The 18,227-nt window shown below is 70.0% G+C and carries 14 protein-coding genes; 4 read left to right on the top strand and 10 right to left on the bottom strand.

What is annotated here, in order from left to right; genetic code table 11:
- Position 1 precedes the first annotated feature (1 nt).
- Positions 2-2,209 (bottom strand): alpha-galactosidase, encoded by a 2,208-nt coding sequence (locus tag AUC47_RS08055; RefSeq protein WP_096714697.1) that lies wholly within the window; start codon positions 2,207-2,209, stop codon positions 2-4.
- 165 nt (positions 2,210-2,374) lie between these two features.
- Between AUC47_RS08055 and AUC47_RS08050 the strand changes: the two genes are divergently transcribed.
- From AUC47_RS08050 to AUC47_RS08040, 3 genes are all read left to right on the top strand, one after another.
- Entirely contained in the window at positions 2,375-3,346 is a 972-nt protein-coding gene (locus AUC47_RS08050; protein WP_179297563.1) for an ABC transporter permease, read from the top strand.
- Positions 3,340-4,320: a carbohydrate ABC transporter permease gene (locus AUC47_RS08045; protein WP_218838216.1), complete on the top strand. Its 981-nt coding sequence runs from the start codon at positions 3,340-3,342 to the stop codon at positions 4,318-4,320. The genes AUC47_RS08050 and AUC47_RS08045 overlap by 7 nt, the downstream gene beginning before the upstream one ends.
- Positions 4,321-4,382: 62 nt before the next feature.
- Positions 4,383-6,011: an extracellular solute-binding protein gene (locus tag AUC47_RS08040; RefSeq protein WP_096714696.1), complete on the top strand. Its 1,629-nt coding sequence runs from the start codon at positions 4,383-4,385 to the stop codon at positions 6,009-6,011.
- A gap of 131 nt (positions 6,012-6,142) precedes the next feature.
- Here the strand turns inward: AUC47_RS08040 and AUC47_RS08035 are convergent, their stop codons facing one another.
- The 8 genes from AUC47_RS08035 to AUC47_RS08000 all read right to left on the bottom strand — a co-directional run bounded on the left by AUC47_RS08035 (position 6,143) and on the right by AUC47_RS08000 (position 15,763).
- Positions 6,143-7,309 (bottom strand): ROK family transcriptional regulator, encoded by a 1,167-nt coding sequence (locus AUC47_RS08035; RefSeq protein WP_096714695.1) that lies wholly within the window; start codon positions 7,307-7,309, stop codon positions 6,143-6,145.
- A gap of 22 nt (positions 7,310-7,331) precedes the next feature.
- Positions 7,332-8,318 (bottom strand): acetylxylan esterase, encoded by a 987-nt coding sequence (locus tag AUC47_RS08030; RefSeq protein ID WP_096714694.1) that lies wholly within the window; start codon positions 8,316-8,318, stop codon positions 7,332-7,334.
- The gene (locus AUC47_RS08025) at positions 8,305-10,728 is read right to left on the bottom strand and encodes a glycosyl hydrolase family 95 catalytic domain-containing protein (protein ID WP_096714693.1); all 2,424 of its coding nucleotides are present in this window, start codon (positions 10,726-10,728) and stop codon (positions 8,305-8,307) included. The genes AUC47_RS08030 and AUC47_RS08025 overlap by 14 nt, the downstream gene beginning before the upstream one ends.
- Before the next feature lie 99 nt (positions 10,729-10,827).
- Positions 10,828-11,805, bottom strand: coding sequence for a zinc-binding dehydrogenase (locus tag AUC47_RS08020; protein ID WP_096714692.1), 978 nt, complete (start codon positions 11,803-11,805; stop codon positions 10,828-10,830).
- Between the two features lie 45 nt (positions 11,806-11,850).
- Positions 11,851-12,273, bottom strand: coding sequence for an organic hydroperoxide resistance protein (locus AUC47_RS08015; protein WP_096714691.1), 423 nt, complete (start codon positions 12,271-12,273; stop codon positions 11,851-11,853).
- A gap of 53 nt (positions 12,274-12,326) precedes the next feature.
- The gene (locus tag AUC47_RS08010; protein ID WP_179297562.1) at positions 12,327-12,788 is read right to left on the bottom strand and encodes a MarR family winged helix-turn-helix transcriptional regulator; all 462 of its coding nucleotides are present in this window, start codon (positions 12,786-12,788) and stop codon (positions 12,327-12,329) included.
- A 72-nt stretch (positions 12,789-12,860) separates the two neighbouring features.
- Positions 12,861-14,261 carry a threonine/serine ThrE exporter family protein gene (locus tag AUC47_RS08005; RefSeq protein ID WP_096714690.1) on the bottom strand — a complete coding sequence of 467 codons (1,401 nt, stop codon included), beginning with the start codon at positions 14,259-14,261 and terminating at the stop codon, positions 12,861-12,863.
- A gap of 56 nt (positions 14,262-14,317) precedes the next feature.
- A complete protein-coding gene (locus AUC47_RS08000) occupies positions 14,318-15,763 on the bottom strand; it encodes a glucose-6-phosphate dehydrogenase (RefSeq protein WP_096714850.1) in 1,446 nt (481 codons plus the stop codon).
- A 79-nt stretch (positions 15,764-15,842) separates the two neighbouring features.
- On the opposite strand from AUC47_RS08000, the gene AUC47_RS07995 reads away from it, so the two are divergent.
- Complete coding sequence (locus tag AUC47_RS07995; protein ID WP_256999484.1) at positions 15,843-17,642, top strand: glycoside hydrolase family 15 protein; 1,800 nt, start codon at positions 15,843-15,845, stop codon at positions 17,640-17,642.
- A 21-nt stretch (positions 17,643-17,663) separates the two neighbouring features.
- On the opposite strand, the gene AUC47_RS07990 is transcribed toward AUC47_RS07995, so the two are convergent.
- The gene (locus tag AUC47_RS07990; RefSeq protein ID WP_096714849.1) at positions 17,664-18,227 is read right to left on the bottom strand and encodes a hypothetical protein; all 564 of its coding nucleotides are present in this window, start codon (positions 18,225-18,227) and stop codon (positions 17,664-17,666) included.

Genomic DNA, 18,227 nt, shown 5'->3' with positions numbered 1-18,227 from the left:
GTCAGCCGTCGATGCGACGGATGTCGATCAGCATCGACTGCTGCGGGTTCAGAGTCGGCAGGGGGATGCCGGCGCCGGCGAGCACACTGCCGGGAAGGCGCACGGCATGCGTCACGGCCTCGGCGACCCAGGCCGGGTCGTCGCCCTGATGGCGGCTGGCGGCGCCGAGGTCTTCGCGGATCCGGACGGCGTAGTGCGCGTCGACGTCGAGGCCGGGCAGACGCACCCGTCCCGACTGGCCGGCGGGCGACGTGGCGAACCTGCTCCAGGTGTAGAGCGCCGAGGCGCCGTCCTGAGCGATGAACCCGGTGAGGGCCGTGGCGTCGTCGGTCAGATCGGCGTTCACCACGCGGCCGGTGTGCAGCAGCGAGCGGAACTCCCGATACATCTCGGCCCAGCGGGTGATCACGGCGAGCTCCGTCGCGTCGACGGCGGTGAGGTCCTGCTCGATGCCCGCGTGGGCGGTGAGCGCCGTGGTGAGTCGGAACGCGAGGTCGGTGGTCCGCGCGGTCGTGTGGGACCGCGCGGCACCGAGGTGCGAGCCGAGCAGCTCCGGCGGCACGAGCAGGCGCGTCCAGCGCTCGATGCGCCCGCGCTCGACGGGGTCGTTGCAGTCGGAGGCCCAGACGCGGTCAGTCCGGTCGAGGATGCCGAGGTCGATGCGCCCGCCCCCTCCGGAGCAGGTCTCGATCTCGAGGGCCGGATGCCGTCGGCGCAGCTCGTCCAGCAGGCGGTAGAGGGCGACGGTCTGACGACGGACGCTCGGACGGTCGCCGTCGTCGGCACGACTCACCGCTTCGAGCAGATCGCGGTTGTGGTCCCACTTCAGGTAGTCGATCGCGTGCTCGCGGACCAGGGTGTCGATGCGCTCGAGCAGGTACTCGAAGGCCTCGGGGCGGGCGATGTCGAGCACGTACTGCGAGCGGGATGCCGGGCCGAGTCCCTCGGCCGGACCCAGCACCCAGTCGGGGTGGGAACGGGCCAGGTCGGAGTCGAGATTGATCATCTCGGGTTCGAACCACAGCCCGAACTGCATGCCGTGCGCGCGCACGAGGTCGATAAGCGGGCCGAGTCCCTGCGGCCAGACACCCTCGTCGACGTACCAGTCGCCGAGCCCCGCGTCCGCCTCTCGGCGCCCCCGGAACCAGCCGTCGTCGAGCACGATCCGCTCGACGCCGACCTCGGCCGCTCGTTCGACGAGGGCGGTGAGGCGATCGAGATCGTGATCGAAGTAGACGGCCTCCCACGTGTTGAGCACGAGGGGCCGAGGAGAGCGCGGGTGCGAGGCGCGCGAGCGGAGGCGGCGATGCAAACGGTCGGCGAGCCCGTCGAGGCCGGCGTCCGACCAGAGGAAGAGGGCGGTCGGCGCATCGTAGCGGTCGCCGTCTTCGAGGATCACCTCCCCGGAGTGCAACTCCTCGCCCGCGCCGATGACGGAGGAGAACGCACCGGCGCCCTCCGTCAGTCGCTCGGCGAGGTAGCGCTGCTCGCCGGACCACGCGAGATGCACGGCCCACGTCTCGCCCTGCCCGAATCCGAACCCCGGCGTGCCCGCGGCGAGGAGGAACGGCGAGTCGTGGCCCGGCTTGCCGCGGTGAGCGGAGCGCAGGTGGGTGCCGAAGGCGAACGGCATCCGCTGCGGGGACCGCTCGCGGCACCACTTGCCCGTGAAGTCCAGGATCGCTGCCGCCCGCTCGGGGAGCGGAAGCAGCGTGAGGACGCCGTCGAGCGTGTACGGGGCGTCCGAGATGCGCGGGCTCAGCGCGGCATCTCGCACGATCGCGGTGTCGACCGCGAGGACGCCGTGCTCGTCGAGGTGGTAGCGGAGAGTCGTGCGCAGTCCGGTCACCGCGTCCTCGAACTCGAGGACGATGCGACCCCCGCGCATCGGGTCGCTCGTCTCGATCTCGTGGGCGACCAGACGGGGACGCGGGGTGGTCGCCCGTCCCTGAGCGTTTCCGGTGATGGCGGGCGTGCCCGACCAGCCCTCGAACTCGGTCGGCAGCGCGGAGAAGGTGCGCGGGATGTCGGGGGAGTTGTTGAGCTGAGCCGGTCCCGCCGTCAGTTCGAGCGCGGATGCCGTCGCCGGATCCACTTCGCCGAGGTCGGCGCCCCAGTGGAGGATCCGCGGGATCGGCGCGGCGAGCTGGATGACGAGGGAGGCGCCTGCGGCGCGGAGTGCGACGACGGCGTCGACACGGGAAGTCATGGGATGAGACCCTCCGGTAGTTACTTGACATCGTCAATAAACCACGTCCGCGAACCGGGCGCAAGCACGGCGACGAAATTGGTCGATGTGAAAATCGTCGTTGCGATTTGCCGGAGGTCGTGATTTTATTACGACGTAAAGTAATCCTGCCCCGGGAGGGCGAACATGAAGCTCAGTGCCGAGCACGCACCACCGACGGCGGTCGCGCCGACCGTCCGTCGAACCTCGAGACGCGCACGATTCCGCCGCAGCCTGCGCCGCTACTGGCAGCTCTACCTGCTGCTCCTCGTGCCCATCGTCTGGTTCATCGTCTTCCGCTACGTGCCGATGGCCAACGCGGTCATCGCCTTCAAGAACTACAACCCGATCGACGGCGTGTGGGGGAGCCCCTGGGTGGGCTTCGACAACTTCGCGAACCTGTTCCGCAACCCGGTCTTCCCGCGGCTCGTCGGCAACACGTTCCTCCTCGCCGGCTACACGCTGATCGCGAGCTTCCCGCTGCCGATCATCCTCGCCCTCGCCTTGAACGAGGTCCGGCTGAAGTTCTTCAGCCGGACAGTGCAGCTGGTCACCTACGCGCCGTACTTCATCTCCACGGTGGTCGTGGTGTCGATGACGATCCTGCTGCTCTCGCCCCGGGTCGGGCTGCTGGGGCGGACCTTCAGCTTCTTCGGCGCCGGTCAGGTCGATCTCCTCGCCGACGCGGACTTCTTCCGCCATATCTACGTCGCGACCGACATCTGGACGACGACCGGATACTCCGCCGTCATCTATCTCGCCGCCCTCGCCTCGGTCGACACCTCTCTGTACGAAGCGGCGAAGATCGATGGCGCCTCGCGGCTGCAGAAGATCTGGAACGTCGACATCCCGGCGCTGCTGCCCACGGCATCCATCATCCTGATCCTCGGAGTGGGCAACATCATGGCGATCGGGTTCGAGAAGGCGTTCCTCCTGCAGAACGCGCTCAACCTGTCGACCTCCGAGATCATCCCGACGTACGTGTACAAGACGGGCATCCTCAATGCGAACTTCAGTCTCGGGGCGACGATCGGACTCTTCAACGCCGTCATCAGCCTCGTGCTGCTGCTCGTCGTGAACACGGTGTCCAAGCGAGTGACGGGGAACGGACTGTGGTGACCACGATCAACACCGAGGCGCTCCTCACCGAGGAGATCGTCGTCGCCGAGAACAGGAAGCGGCGTCCGAAGCGCGACCCGCTCGCACGAGGCGTCAAGGTCAAGGAGACGAGAGCGGACCGGGTCTTCGTGGTCGCCGCGTACATCCTGCTGTCCGTGTTCCTGCTGGTGGTCCTGCTCCCGCTGCTGAACATCGTCGCCAGCTCGCTGTCGAGCCCTCAGGCCGTGTCGTCGGGTCGGGTGCTGTTCTGGCCCGTCGAGTTCACCTTTCGGGGCTATGCCGAGGCGCTCGGCAATCCGGCCATCCTGCGCGGCTTCGGCAACTCCGTCTTCTACACGGTCGTCGGCACGCTCATCAGCGTGGTGGGCACGGTCGCCATCGCTTATCCGCTCTCACGCGCCCAGCTGTTCGGCCGGAAGGTGATCACCGGGGGAGTCGTCTTCACGATGCTCTTCACCGGCGGGGTCATCCCGATGTACCTCGTCGTGCAGTCCCTCGGCCTCCTCGACACCCGCTGGTCGATGCTGCTCCCCAACGCCATCGGCGTCTGGCAGGTCATCATCGCGATCGTCTACTTCCGCTCCTCCGTCCCCGACGAGGTGTACGAGGCCGCACAGCTCGACGGGGCGTCGGAACTCCGCATCCTCTGGACGATCGTCGTGCCGCTCGCCAAACCCCTGCTCGCCGTGATCGCCCTCATGTACGCGATCATGCAGTGGAACTCGTACTTCGACGCCCTGCTCTACCTGCGCGACGCCGACCTGCAGCCGCTCCAGCTCGTGCTGCGGGGCCTGCTCATCCTCAACGACGCCGGCGGCGGCGGTGACGTCGCCGAGCAGCTGCGGCGGCGCGAGCTCGCCGACCTGCTGCGGTACTCGACCGTCGTCATCGCGACCATCCCGATGCTCGTCGCCTATCCCTTCGTCGCCAAGTACTTCAGCAAGGGCATCATGATCGGCGCCGTCAAGGGCTGACGCCGCCCCCCGAACCCACCACACACACCCGCACCTGGAACCGGTCAAAGGAGATTCCGGAAATGACACACCGCATCACACGGGGCGCGATCGCCGCCGTCACCGTCGTCGCGACGGGGCTGGCGCTCGCCGCCTGCACGTCGCCCAGCGACGACGACGGCGCCCTCGTCGCGTTCGGCCCGCAGGGCGACAACGGCTCGCTCGAGGACAATGAGTTCACCCAACTGCTCGAGAAGAAGTTCGACATCGACTTCGACTGGCAGACCACGACCTACGACGGCAGCGTCGCGGGCGAGAAGCGCCAGGTCTCGCTCGCGAGCGGCGACTACCCCGACGCGTACTTCCTCGTGCCGTGGGTCGATGCGTTCTCGCGCAGCGAGGTGCTCAAGTACGGGCAGCAGGGCGTGCTCGTGCCGCTCGAGGACCTCATCGACGAGTACGCGCCGAACCTCAAGAAGCGCTTCGAGGAGAAGCCCGACTGGGAGCAGTCGGTCACCGCGCCCGACGGTCACATCTACGCGATCACCCAGTTCACCGAGTGCTTCCACTGCAGCTACCCCTCGAAGCTGTGGATGAACACCACCTGGCTCGACAAGCTCGGACTCGCGCAGCCGACGACCACGGAAGAGCTCCGCGAGGTGCTGCGGGCCTTCAAGAACGACGACCCGAACGGCAACGGCAAGGCCGACGAGATCGCGCTCAGCGCCTCGTCGGGTGAGCCCGTCATCAACTACTTCATGAACGCGTTCGCGTACGCGCCGTACGGCAGCCCGTCGAGCCCGCCGCCGATGGTGATGGACGGTGGCAAGGTCGAGCTCTCGGCGACCTCCGACGGCTGGCGTGCCGGACTGCAGTACATCGCCTCGCTCGCCGAGGAGGGCCTGGTCGACACGGCATCCTTCACGCAGAACGGCGAGGCGCTACGCGCCCTCGGCGACAACGCGGATGCCGAGATCCTCGGCGCCGCCGCGGTTCTGCACCCGTACGAGATCGTCACGGCGAACTCGCCAGACGGCCGCGACACGCACTACGACGCCGTCGCGCCGGTGAAGGGCCCGGACGGCACGCAGTTCGCCACCTATCGGTCGCAGGTCAGCCCGCTCGGCATGTTCGCCCTCACGAACAAGTCGACCGAGGAGGAGCGCATCAAGGCGATCAAGGTCATCGACTACCTGGTGACCGACGAGGGCGACCGCCTCGGCGCGATGGGACCCGAGGGCGAGGCCTGGGTTCCGGCGGAGGAGGGCGACGTCGCTCTGGACCCGGAGCTCGAGCCCACGTTCAAGCCGCTGACCTACGACGAGACGTCGAACGCGGCGTGGCGCTCGATGGGGCAGTACTGGGACTCGCTCGAGTACCGCAACTCGCAGGTCGTGCCGGAGGACATCTACTCTCCCGACGGCTACGAGCGTCGTCTTCTCGAGGCGTCGCAGCTGTATGAGCCGTACGCGCCGGACGAGGACCTGCTGTTCCCCGACAACAAGCTGTGGCCCGACCCCGACACCTCAGCGGAGATCGCCGAGCTGCAGACGAACATCGCGACCTACATCACGCAGGCCCAGGCGGAGTTCGTGACCGGCCAGCGCGACATCGACGACGACGGGGCATGGCAGTCGTACCTCGACGACCTTTCGGGGCTCGGTGTCGACCGCTATCTGGAGCTGCAGCAGAAGCTGTACGACGCGCTCTGAGCGCTCAGGGGATGCGCGGGACGGATCATCCGTCCCGCGCATCCTGCTGTGGACGGCGGACAGTCGCTGTCGGGCGTGCGAAGCCGGGCGCGCGAAGCCGGGCGCACCGCCGGCGCGAATCGGCGGGAGCGTCAGCGCACGAGCGACTGGATGGCGGCGGCAGCGGCGCCGCGGGCCCAGTCCTCGAAGGTGTGCGGCCGCGTGACGATGCGGCAGTGCACGGCGGCGCCGAACGCGTGCGTCTCGAAGGCGTCGCGCAGCGTCTTCTCGAAAAGGTCGAAGTTCGACACGCCCTCGCCGCCGATGATGACCACTTCGGGACCGGTGAGGTTCACGAGCGTGGCGATTGCGGTGCCGATCAGGCGGGCGGCCTCGCGGAAGGCGGCATCCGCCTCCGGCTCTCCGGCATGGGCGAGCTCGACGGCCTCGGCGATCGAGACGGGGCGACCGAGCGCGGCCGAGACGGCCGACTCGATCGCGGGCGTCGACGCAGCCGCCTCGACGCAGCCGCGTCGACCGCACGGGCACACGAGCGCCGGATCGGCGAGCGGCAGGTGTCCGATCTCGCCCGCGACGCCGAACGCGCCGCTGACGACTTCGCCGTTCAGGTGCAGTCCGCTGCCGATGCCGCGACCGATCGTGACGATGGCGAAGGATGCCGTGCCGAGGCCGACTCCGAACCAGTGCTCGCCGATCGTGAGGGCGTGCACGTCGTTCTCGAGGGTGACGGGCCACGGCAGTCTCTGAGCGAGGAGGTCGGCGAACGGCACGTCGGCCCACCCCATGATGTTCGACTCCCGCACCACGCCGGCCGCGGTGTCGACGTCGCCCGAGACGGAGACGCCGATGCCCGCGACCGCGGCCACGCTGTCGCCGAGCCGGCTCTCGAGAGCGGCGACGACGCCGACGATGGCGTCGAGCACGGTATGCGGGTCGTCATCCGGGAGCGCGCGACGCTCGCTCGCGAGGATCGTGGTGGCCAGGTCGGTGGCCACGGCGATGACCTCGTCGACGTTGACCTTCACGCCGATCATGACCATGGACTCGACCACGATCGACACGGGGCTCACCGGGCGCCCAGGTGTGCCGTCGCGATGCGAGGCCGGGGGAGAGTCGACGAGCCCGGCGGCGACCAGCGGTGCGACGGCCTTGGTCACGGCGGCCTGGGAGAGACCCGTCTGGCGGGCGATGTCGATGCGGCTGATGGGGCTGCGCGTCAGGATCGTCTCGAAGACCCGCGAACCGGCATCGGACGCCGAGCGGATGAGAGTGGTGCGCGCGGCGGTGTCGTGATCCATCAGATCCTTCGGTCGGTGTCGGCTATCGTAGCGAATCCGCAGCGGCAGGCAGGGGAGCATCGACGGCGAGGTGCTGAGCCGCGAAATCGAGGGCGTTCTCCTCGTCGAGGTCACCGCCGGCCTCATGGCCGTTGTAGGGCCAGAGCACCACGGTCTTCGCGCCCCCGTACGCGCTGAACGCGGGGAGGACCGTCTCGGGCGGGGCGATGCCGTCGAGCATGCCCGTGCTCAGGAGGGCCGGAGCGTTGGCGCGCTTGGCGTGATTGACGCCGTCGAAGTACCGCAGGGTGTCGAGCGCGGTCGCCGCATCACCGCGCCGATCGGCGAGGTACTGCGTCAGCAGCGAGTACGGGTGCTCCCGACTCAGCGTCGCAGCGCGGTCGAGCTCGCAGAGGAAGGGCGCCTGGATGACGGCGACGGCGAGATCGGGAACCAGGCCCGCCATCGCCAACGCGATGCCTCCGCCCTGACTCGCGCCGACGACACCGACGCGCACGGGGTCGACGAGGTGGAGGGAGCGCAGTGCCTCCACCGCGCGCACCGCATCCGTGTACACGCGCCGGTAGTAGTACTCGTGAGGAGAGCGGAGGCCGCGGGTGAGGAAGCCGCCGGCGGACGGGCCGCCGTCCGCATGGTCGTCGTCGGTGTCGCCGTGGCCCTGCCCGCGCGCGTCGACGACGAGGTGCGCGTAGCCTGCGGCCGCCCAGCGCAGGTCGCGCAGGGCGTGCCCCCGCCCGTTGCCGTAGCCGAAGAACTGCACCATGCCCGGCAGGGGCGCGGCCGCGCCGTGCGGCACCCGTAGCCACGCGCGGATGGGTGTGCCGGCGAACCCCCGGAATCGCACCTCGTACACGTCGATCTGCGTGAGCCGGGTCGGGTGCGGGGTCACGATCACGTCGAGGGGCAGGCTTCGGGTCTCCGCGATCGTGTCGGCCCAGAAGGCATCGAAGTCGTCGGGCTCGGTCTGCGTGGTCGGCGCGTCGAGCGTCGCGATCTCACCACCGTGCATGCGCGTCCTCCGTGCGTTCCATATCAGTCGCGGGGGCGAGCGGGACGGCGATCGTCTCTCCCACCGGAACGGTGAGCGGCATCGATCGATCGCCGATGCGCACGCGGGCCGTCCGGTCTTCGGCGCCGGCGTTGCGGAGGGCGGCCGCTGTCACGCGTCCGCCGGACCAGGTGAGGTCGAGCAGGAGTCCGGAGCGGACGGCGATGCCCTGGACGTCGCCGTCCGGCCAGGCCGCCGGCAACGCGGAGAGCAGGTGCACCTCGCCGGTGTGGCTCTGCACGAGCATCTCGACGATGCCGGCGGGGAAGCCCAGGTTGCCGTCGATCTGGAAGGGCGGATGCGTGCTGAAGAGGTTCGGCAGCAGCCCGCCCCACTCGGAGCCGTCGACCGGTCCGTGCCGCGAGGAGTCCCCGTCGAACGGGGTCAGTGCCTCTTCGAGAAGGGATGCCGCGACGTCACCCTGACCGGCGCGTGCCCGCAGCGCGACCTTCCACGCCCACGACCACCCCATCGCGCCGGGGCCGCGGGCGTCGAGGAACCGCACGGCCGCATCGAACAGCTCCGGGGTCGCCTCGGGGGTGATGTCGTCGAGCGGATACAGCCCGACGACGGGGGAGAGGTGGCGGTGCAGCGGCTCGTGCTCCCGAACCTCGGCACCCCATTCGAGCACTCGCCCGTCGGTGCCGACCGAGAGCGGTGCGAGGCGGTCGAGAGCGTCGCGGATCTCGGCTTCGAGCGCGTCATCCAGATCGAGGTCGTCGATCGCGCGGAGGACCCGGCTGAAGAGCGCGCCGATCAGCGCCAGGTCGGAGGCGGCGGTGAGCCCCAGGGGCGTGGGCGCGCCGTCGTGGCCGACATAGGAGTTCTCCGGCGACGTGGACGGCGCGGTGCGCAGCAGCCCGTCGTCGCCCTCGACGAGCCAGTCGAGGCAGAACTCGGTCGCACCGCGCAGCAACGGCCAGATCCGAGCCCGCAGCAGCTCGCGATCACCGGTGAACTCGTACGCGTCCCAGAGATTGTGAGTGAGCCACACACCGCCCATCATCCAGATCGCCCAGCTCGCCGCCCCGCGGCCGTTGCCGACGGGGAGCGTCCACCCCCAGACGTCGCTGTTGTGGTGTGCGACCCATCCGCGGGCGCCGTACAGGCGTCGGGCGACGTCGCCTCCCGTGGCCGCCAGATGCTCGACGAGCGCGAGCAGCGGCTCGAAGACGTCGGGGGCGTGCAGCACGGGTGCCGCCCAGTAGTTCATCTCGGTGTTGATGTTGATCGTGTAGTTCGACGACCACGCGGGGCGCAGCTCGGCGTTCCAGATGCCCTGGAGGTTCGCGGCCGGACTGCCGGCGCGCGAGCTCGAGGCGAGCAGATACATGCCGTACTCCGCGGCGACGGTCGCGCGCAGGGCGGGATCGTCTCCGCGCAGGACGTCGCGATCCACGCTCCAGGTCCCCTCACGTCGACTGCCGATCGCGAATCGCGCCCTGGTCGCTCGCCGCCGATCGGCGACGTGCTCGGCGAGCAGGTCTGCCGCGGCTCGGCGAACCGCGGCATCCGCTCGCTTCTGGGCGCGATCCCGGATCGCCTCGCGTGAGGCGGTCCGCCAGTCCCCGCCGGCGTCGGCCCACCACGACTCGGCGCGCGACGATGTGGACAGGGCGATCAGCAGTCGACGGGCTCCGCGCACGGCGAGACGCCCGGGGGCGTCGTCGATCTCGCCGTCGGAATCGATGGCCGTGACGACCGCGGCGTAGGCGTCATAGGCCCCGTGGTCCGTGTCGTCGTCCGCGTAGCGGTGTCCTGGCTCGACCGAGACCTCATGCAGTGGTGCGCCGTCGACAGGTATCCGCACATCCAGCGCGAGAGCGCCGGGCAGCCCGACGGCGTGGCCGCGCAGCGGCGTCGACAGCTCCAGGTCGACGTCGAACGGGTCGTCTGACGTCAGCTCGACGAGCAGTGCCTGAGCGGGCGTGGACGCCCACGACCGTCGGCGCACTCTCCCGTACGGGGTGGACAGCGTCTCGAGCAGGCACGCCTCGTCGATGTCGAGGACGCGCGCGGGGGCGACGGGCTCCGCTCCGACCACGTCCACGCGGAGGTCGGCGAGCGGGAGGAACTCCTGCGAGTACGGTCCCTCGAAGGCCATGAGGAGTTCTTCCGCCCGCCGTACGTCGCCCTCATCGAGAGCGGCGCGCACCTCGGCGAGGCGCTCGGGTCCGGCTCCTCGGGCGATGACGTCGTCGAGCGCGCGAGCGGGCCCGTCCGGGGTGCCCGACCAGACTGTCGAATCGTTGAGCCGGTAGAGGCCCGATCCTCCGTAGGCCATGGCGCCGATGCGCCCGTTGCCGAGGGGAGTCGCCTCGTCCCAGCGGGAAGCGGGGGCATCCCAGGTGAGGCGCAGGGTGTCGCTCATCGCACTCCGGTGTGGTCGATCGAATCGGGCAGCACCGTCAGCGTAGAGCGAATTAATTACCGTTGTCAAGTAATTGATTGCGCCCCACCCGGGTCGTGATCAGAAGCGCAGCAGCACCTTGCCCACGCGTCCCGCCGAGGTGCTCGCCCGCACCGCGTCGGCGATGTCGGCGGCGTCGAAGACGCCCGCGACGGGGAGGGTCAGGGTGCCGTCGGTGACCCGCTGGATGAGCTCGCCGAACAGGGCGGTACGGGTCTCGGCATCCATGGTCTGGATGACCTTGCTGCCCCAGAAGCCCTTCACCGTCGCCTGCTTGAAGATGACGTCGGAGGAGGCGATCTCCATGACCGGCGACTGCATGGCGCCGAATGCGACCAGAGTGCCGCCTTCACCGACGAGCGAGAGCACGTCACCCGCGGCCGAGCCGCCGACCGAGTCGATGCCGAACGCGATGTGCGCACCGCCGGTGATCCGTTCGACCTCGTCGCGCCAGTCCTCGGCGTCGGTCGCCACGATCCGCTCGATGCCCTGCTCGCGCAGCTCGTCGACGCCGGCGGTGCGGCGGACGAGGCCGAGAACGTTCACGCCCCGGGCGGTGCCGAGCTGCGCCAGCATTCGTCCGACGGCGCCGTTGGCGGCGTTCTGCACGATCCAGTCGCCTTCCTTCGCGCCGAGGAACTGTAGCAGGCTGATCGTGCTGAAGGGCATCGACACCAGCTGCGACGCGCTCTCGTCGCTCAGCGCCTCTGGTACGGGGATGAGTCCTGCAGCGTTCGCGACCACGTACTCGGCCCAGGCGCCGAAGGTGCCGCCGGTCGCGACGCGCTGCCCGATCGAGAGGTGCTCGACGCCCTCGCCGAGAGCGTCGACCACGCCGAGCGCCTCGGTGCCGGAGGCCGCAGGCAGGTCGGGCACGAAGCCGTAGGTGCCGCGGATCGTCCACAGGTCGTGATTGTGGATCGGCGAGAGCGCGATGCGCAGCCGCACCTGCCCCGGACCGGGGTCGGGGATCGGTCGCTCCTCGACGGAGAGGACGTCTTCGGGTTCGCCGAACGTCTGGTGGATGAGTGCGCGCATGGGTTTCCTCCTCGTGGGATGGGTGGGTGTGAGCCGGCGACGGGTTCAGTCGTCCGACACGGTGATCGCGACGTCTATGTTGCCGCGCGTGGCGTTCGAGTACGGGCAGACCTGGTGGGCGGCGTCGGCGAGGGCCTGCGCCTGATCGTGGGGGAGCCCGGGGATCACGACCTCCAGCTCGACCGCGAGGCCGAAGCCACCCTGCCCGTTCGATCCGATGTGCACGCGAGAGCCCACCGACGAGTCCGCGATGGCGATCTTCTGCGCGCGGGCGACGGACTGCAGTGCGGAGTGGAAGCACGCGGCGTAGCCCGCGGCGAAGAGCTGCTCGGGGTTGGCACCCGCGCCGCTTCCTCCCATCGCCTTCGGGACGGCGAGGTCGAGGGCGAGCGCGCCCTCCTGCGTCACGACGCGACCGTCGCGTCCTGCTCCGGTGGCGAGTGCCTCGGCGGTGTAGAGAGCGTCCACCGTGTGGACTCCTTCCTGTTGTGCGGTTCTGTGAAGGTTGACGGCGGCGATCGTCAGCCGCGGGCTGCGGCGCTCGCGTCCTCGCGATCGTTCATGCCCTGAAGGAGGGTCGTGAGCTCGCGGAGCTCCGCGATGAGGCGCTGGCGGTGCTCGGCGTCCGCCATGCCGGCGAGTTCGGCGATGGTGGCGCGTGCCGGAGCGACCTCGGCGCGCAGGGCGAGGCCGGCGTCGGTGAGGCGCACCAGAACGACGCGCTCGTCGAGGGGACTGCGGGCACGAGTGACGTAGCCCGCCTGCTCGAGTCGACGCACGAGGGGCGACAGCGTGCCGGAGTCCAATTGCATCGCCTCTCCCAGCGCGCCGACGCTCTGCTCGCCCTCGTGCCAGAGGATCGCGAGTACGAGGTACTGCGGGTAGGTGAGGCCCCAGGGGGCGAGCAACGATCGGTATGCCTGCGTGGTCGCGCGGGCGGCGGAGTAGAGCGAGAAGCACACCATCTCATCGGTCACGGCCATGGAACCACCGTACACAACTCAATTGTGCACAATCTATTTCGGGCGTCGACTCCCATCCGATTCGGAGGCTCGTCAGCGGCGCACTCTCGCACGCGTCTTCGTGACGCTGCTCAGCGTGGCCCGCACGGGCGTACCGAGATACAGGCCGAGGGATGCGCCGGACGCGAGACCGATGCCGATCACGGCCGCGTCGATGAGCGAGCTGCCGGCCCCCATCACCCCGGATGTCGTGCCGCCCGCATGCACCATCTCCAGCAGTCCCTGGAACACCGCGACACCGGGCACGAGGGGGACGATCGCCGCTGTCGTCACCGCGACCGACGGCACGTGCAGGTTGTGGGCGATGAGCACGCCGACGAAGCTCGCCAGCAGCGCCCCGACGGCGCTCGCCGCGGCGGGGTGCACGTTGCCGGCGGTCGCGAGCGTATAGCCCGCGATCGTGATCGCGCTGAGGAGCGCGCTCACGAGAATGATGCGGATGCCGGCGCCGTTGAACACGGCGACGGCGACGGCGATGATGATCGCCCCCGCGAACACCGCCGGCAGCGGGCCGAAGGGGGCAGGGTCGTCCGGCAGATCCATCGTGAAGCCGAGCAGGCCGCCCAGCTCGAGGCCGACGAGGATGCCGATCACCACGCCCAGCGTCTGCATGGTCAGGTCGAGGATGCGGCCGCCCGCAGTGAGCGCGAACCCGTCAATCGCATCCTGCGCGGCGCCGACGACCGTGAGGCCGGCGAGCATGAGCACGATGCCCGAGGCGACGATGATCGAGGGACGGATGTCGACGAACGGCTCGATCCCCGCCGCGCCGAGGGCAGACACGATCACGGCGACGACGGTCGTGACGAAGCCTCCGGCGATCTGGCTGAAGAACAGCGGCACGCGGATGCGGGCGAGCGCCGCCTGTGTGATCGCGGCGCACAGCGCGGCGATGAAGGTCAGACCGACGATGAGCGGTGAGGCGCCGAGAAGGATGCTCACGCCCACCGCGAGCATCGCCCGCGCGACGATCACGACGGCCTGCTGATAGCGGAACGGCAGCCGGCGGATCGCCCGGAACGTCGATCGCGCCGACTCGAGGTCGAGACCGTTGTCGATGTCGGCGACGAGCGCCTGCACGCGCTGCAGTTTCGCGTGGTCGGGAGCGGCGACCCGCACGACCCGGACCAGGGTCTCCGGCCAGACCTCGCCGCTCAGGTGGAAGGACACGGTGATCGAGTTGTACGTCACGTCGACCTGGACGCCCCGCAAGCCGTACGCCTCGCACACCCGGACGATCGCTAGCGTGACCTCGTGCGCCGAGGCGCCGACCGCGAACATCGACTCGCCGATCCGAGTCGCGAGGTCCAGGACGCGCGGCACAGTGCGCTCGTCGATGACCGGCATCGCCTCGGTGTAGGCGACGGCCGACGGGTCGGTGTGCAGGATCCGGCGCATCGAGGCGAGCAGTCGTCGGCGCGGGTTCGAGGACATGGTCTCCATTGTCGCCGCTGCGGCCGGAGAGTCCTCGCCGGCGCGGGCGCGTCGCATCAGGCGGGCGTGTCGCGCCCCCGCGTCGTGGCCGTCGCGGTCTGCGCATCGGCGGCCGCCGTCGTGTCGCGCGGGGCGAAGCCGGCCGAGCTCGGCCAGCCGTCCGGTCCGTCCGTCCCCGCCGCATACTCCTGCAGCGGGACCTCGCCCGCGGCCCACGCGTCGCGGATCGGCTGCAGGATGCGCCAGCACTCCTCGGCCTCGTCGTCGCGGACCGACAGGGTCACATCGCCGTCGAGCAGTTCGTCGAGGACCTCCTCGTACGATCGCTGCTGACCCTGCCCGAGCTCGGCGACGAGATCCTCTTCGCGCAGGTCGAACGGCTCGTCGCCGCTTGTCACGTGCACTCCGAGGGTCATGCGGTCGGGGCCGAGGGCGAACGTCAGACGGCCGCCGTCCTTCGGCGCGTTGCGCAGTCCGTCGGGCAGATGCCGCACCGGTCGGAACGTCACGACCACTTCCGAGCGCTTCGCGGGCAGCGCCTTGCCGGAGCGCAGCACGAACGGCACGCCCGCCCACCGCTCGTTCGCGACCTCGAAGACGACCTCGGCGAGGGTCTCGGTGCCGAGCGACGGGTCCACGCCCTCCTCGTCCGCATAGGAGGGGATGTCGCGGTCGCCCACCCGCCCCGCGGTGTACCGCGCTCGGAACGAGGCGCTCGCCGGATCGTTGCGCCACACGTGCGTCGCCCTCAGAGCCGCGGCCTTCGCGTCGCGCAGATCGCGCTCGCCGAGGGTCGCCGGCGGCTCCATCGCCATGAGTCCGAGCACCTGCAGCAGATGGCTCTGGATCATGTCGATCATGGCGCCGGCGTGGTCGTAGTAGCGCGCCCGGTTCTCCAGGGCCAGGCTCTCGTCGAAGCGGATCAGGACCGAGTCGATGTGCTCGGCCGACCACACCGGATCCCACATGCGGTTCGCGAGGCGCAGACCGAGCAGGTTCAGCAGCATCGAGCGACCGAGGAAGTGGTCGACGCGGAAGATGCGGTTCTCGGGCACGAGCGCCACGAGAGCCTCGTTGAGCGACCTGGCGCTCGCGGCATCGTCGCCGAAGGGCTTCTCCATTGCGAGCACCGTGTCGTCGGGCAGCTCCGCGCCGTGGAGCGCGTCGATGGCCTTGCGCGTGACCGCCGGTGGCAGCGCGAAGTACAGCACCGTGCGGGGCGAGAGGGTCTTGACGAGAGCGCCGATCGCTGCCGGATCGGTCACATCGAGCGCGGTGTAGTCGCCGACGGTCACGGTGCCGTCGTCGACGGGCGAGCCGACGGCATCCTGCACCGTCTTCGTCCAGTGCGCGGCGTCCCAGTCCTCGACGCCGGCGCCGCGCACGGTCACGGTGCGACCGGGCTCCCGCGTGAGAAGGGATCCCAGGGAGGGGAGGAGCAGGCGCGAGGTGAGATCACCCGAGGCTCCGAGGATGAGAAGGGTGCATGGCGAACCGGTCATGCCGACGAGGGTATGCATCCGCTGTGTCCGTGCGCCACCCCGTGGCCCCGGGAGCCGGAATCGTGACACACTACGGTCCGTGCCGGAACGGATCGAGGACTACGCCCTTCTCAGCAACTGTCGGACGGCGGCCCTCGTCTCGAGCGGCGGGAGCATCGATTGGCTCTGTCTGCCCCGGCTCGACTCGGCCTCCGTGTTCGCCGCGCTGCTCGGCGACGAGACGCACGGTCGGTGGGAGCTGCGCCCGACGGACGCGGATGCCGTCAGCAGCCGACACTATGACGGGGACACGTTCGTCCTCGTGACGCGCTGGCAGAGCGGAGACGCCGTCGCCGAGGTGCACGACTTCATGCCGGTCGGGCCCGATCCCGAAACGGAGATCCTGCGCACCGATCTCGTGCGCCGTGTGGTGGGCATCGCGGGGGAGATGTCGTTCACGCAGCACCTGACGCTGAGGTTCGACTACGCGAGGGCGATGCCGTGGCTGCGGCAGACCGGTACCCCCGACGCTCCCTGCCTCGTGGCGATGGCGGGGCCGGACGCGGTGGCGCTGCGCGGAGCCGCGCTCGCCTCGGTCGACCACGAGCACCGCGGCGAGGTCGTGGTGCGGGCGGGCGAGACGCGCGACGTCCAGCTCACGTGGTTCCCCTCGTACCGAGGGGTGCCGACGCCGCTCGACGTCGAGCGTGCGCACGCGGAGACGACGGCGTGGTGGCGGGAGTGGGCGGGGCAGATCACCCACGACGGCCCGCACCGCGACGAGGTCGTGCGGTCGCTGCTGATCCTCCGCGCGCTGTCGAACCACGAGACCGGCGGCATCGCGGCTGCGGCGACGATGGGACTCCCCGAGGAGATCGGCGGCGAGCGCAACTGGGACTACCGCTACGTGTGGCTGCGCGACGCGGCGCTGACGCTCGAGGCGCTCGTCGGTCACGGGTTCCTGCACCTGGCCGACGCGTGGCGCACCTGGCTGCTGCGGGCGGTGGCCGGAGACCCGGGCGACCTGCAGATCATGTACGGGCCGGCGGGCGAGCGCGACATCACCGAGCGTGAGCTCGACCACCTGCCGGGCTTCGAGGGGTCGCGCCCCGTGCGTCTCGGCAACGGCGCGTCCACCCAGTACCAGGCGGATGTCGTGGGCGAGGTGATCGTGACGCTGTCGGCGGCGCGCGCCGCCGGCGTTCCCGAATCGTCGTTCTCGTGGGCGCTCGAACGCCAGCTGCTGCGCTTCGCCTCGGAGCAGATCGAGCGTCGGGACCAGGGACTGTGGGAGATCAGGGGTGAGCCGCGTTTCTTCACCCACTCGCGGGTCATGATCTGGGCGGCTTTCGACCGAGCGGTCCGCGCGGTCGAGGACGACGGGCTCGACGGCCCCGTCGAGAGGTGGCGCGAGCTGCGCGACCGCATGCGCGACGAGATCGAGACCCGCGGTGTCGTGAGCGGACACTTCGTCCAGCACTACGAGACCGACGAGGTCGACGCCTCGCTGCTGCTCCTTCCGCAGGTGGGTTTCTGCGCGCCGGACGACCCTCGCATGCGCGCGACCGTCACGCGCATCGAGCAGACGCTCATGCACGACGGACTCGTGCACCGCTACCGGACCACCACCGGGATCGACGGTCTCTCCGGCACCGAGGGAGCGTTCCTCGCCTGCTCGTTCTGGCTGGTCGAGCAGTACGCGTGCACGGGGCGGATCGACGAGGCGGAGACGCTCATGCAGCGGCTGTGCGGACTCGCGAACGACGTGGGGATGCTGTCGGAGGAGTATGACGCGGCCGCAGGGCGCCAGCTCGGCAACACGCCCCAGGCGTTCTCGCACCTCGCGCTCGTGCGGGCGGCCGACGCCCTCGCGCGTCGAGCTCACCGCCCTCGCGGCTGAAGTCGGAGGACGAGGGCCCGCTCAGCGTCTGAACAGGCGACGGATGACGGAGAACGTCAGCGCTGCCGCAGCGATCCACGGGCCGACGACGAGGATCGGATCCATCCAGGTATGCCGGAGGTCGAGGCGTCCGCGCCCGAACCGCGAGCGCACGGGGTGATGCCCGGGTTCGGCGGTGACCCCCGTCTGCGTCACCGGATCGTCCGGGTGCCGCGAGGCGAAGGACCGGAGGTGGGCCGTGACGGCATCGACCCGATCGCCGAGCACGAGCAGCATCCATCGGGTGTTCTTCGTCTCGCTGAGCCGGTCGTACGCGACTCGGCGGATCGCGCCGGCGAGTCCATGCAGGGGCTGAGCCGTGCCGTAGACCGGCGGCAGCATGCCGTGCTCGATCGAGCGCTCTCGTCGAGGGTCGTCGCCCTGCCGGTCGGGGAAGGTCCAATGCGCACCGGTGTCGCCGATGTCATCGCGCTCCTGCCAGGTGCGGCGGTGCTCGGGCGCGAGGTCGGTGCCCCAGCCGGGGATGCGCGCGCGCAGCTCCTCTTCGGACGGGATGGCCACGGGGCGGGATGCTTCGTAGGGCAT

Source organism: Microbacterium sp. SZ1 (genome assembly GCF_002362255.1).
Taxonomy (GTDB): Bacteria; Actinomycetota; Actinomycetes; order Actinomycetales; family Microbacteriaceae; genus Microbacterium.
Note: the sequence above shows the minus strand (reverse complement) of the source record. Positions and strands in the feature narration are given on the sequence as shown.

What these genes read in the sequence shown, in the direction of transcription:
- AUC47_RS07990 (WP_096714849.1), bottom strand. Translation starts at nt 18,227, where the DNA reads ATGCCCTACGAAGCATCCCGCCCCGTGGCCATCCCGTCCGAAGAGGAG.
- AUC47_RS08010 (WP_179297562.1), bottom strand. Translation starts at nt 12,788, where the DNA reads ATGGCCGTGACCGATGAGATGGTGTGCTTCTCGCTCTACTCCGCCGCC.
- AUC47_RS08020 (WP_096714692.1), bottom strand. Translation starts at nt 11,805, where the DNA reads ATGCGCGCACTCATCCACCAGACGTTCGGCGAACCCGAAGACGTCCTC.
- AUC47_RS08050 (WP_179297563.1), top strand. Translation starts at nt 2,375, where the DNA reads ATGAAGCTCAGTGCCGAGCACGCACCACCGACGGCGGTCGCGCCGACC.
- AUC47_RS08055 (WP_096714697.1), bottom strand. Translation starts at nt 2,209, where the DNA reads ATGACTTCCCGTGTCGACGCCGTCGTCGCACTCCGCGCCGCAGGCGCC.
- AUC47_RS08000 (WP_096714850.1), bottom strand. Translation starts at nt 15,763, where the DNA reads ATGACCGGTTCGCCATGCACCCTTCTCATCCTCGGAGCCTCGGGTGAT.
- AUC47_RS08005 (WP_096714690.1), bottom strand. Translation starts at nt 14,261, where the DNA reads ATGTCCTCGAACCCGCGCCGACGACTGCTCGCCTCGATGCGCCGGATC.
- AUC47_RS08035 (WP_096714695.1), bottom strand. Translation starts at nt 7,309, where the DNA reads ATGGATCACGACACCGCCGCGCGCACCACTCTCATCCGCTCGGCGTCC.
- AUC47_RS08030 (WP_096714694.1), bottom strand. Translation starts at nt 8,318, where the DNA reads ATGCACGGTGGTGAGATCGCGACGCTCGACGCGCCGACCACGCAGACC.
- AUC47_RS08040 (WP_096714696.1), top strand. Translation starts at nt 4,383, where the DNA reads ATGACACACCGCATCACACGGGGCGCGATCGCCGCCGTCACCGTCGTC.
- AUC47_RS08025 (WP_096714693.1), bottom strand. Translation starts at nt 10,728, where the DNA reads ATGAGCGACACCCTGCGCCTCACCTGGGATGCCCCCGCTTCCCGCTGG.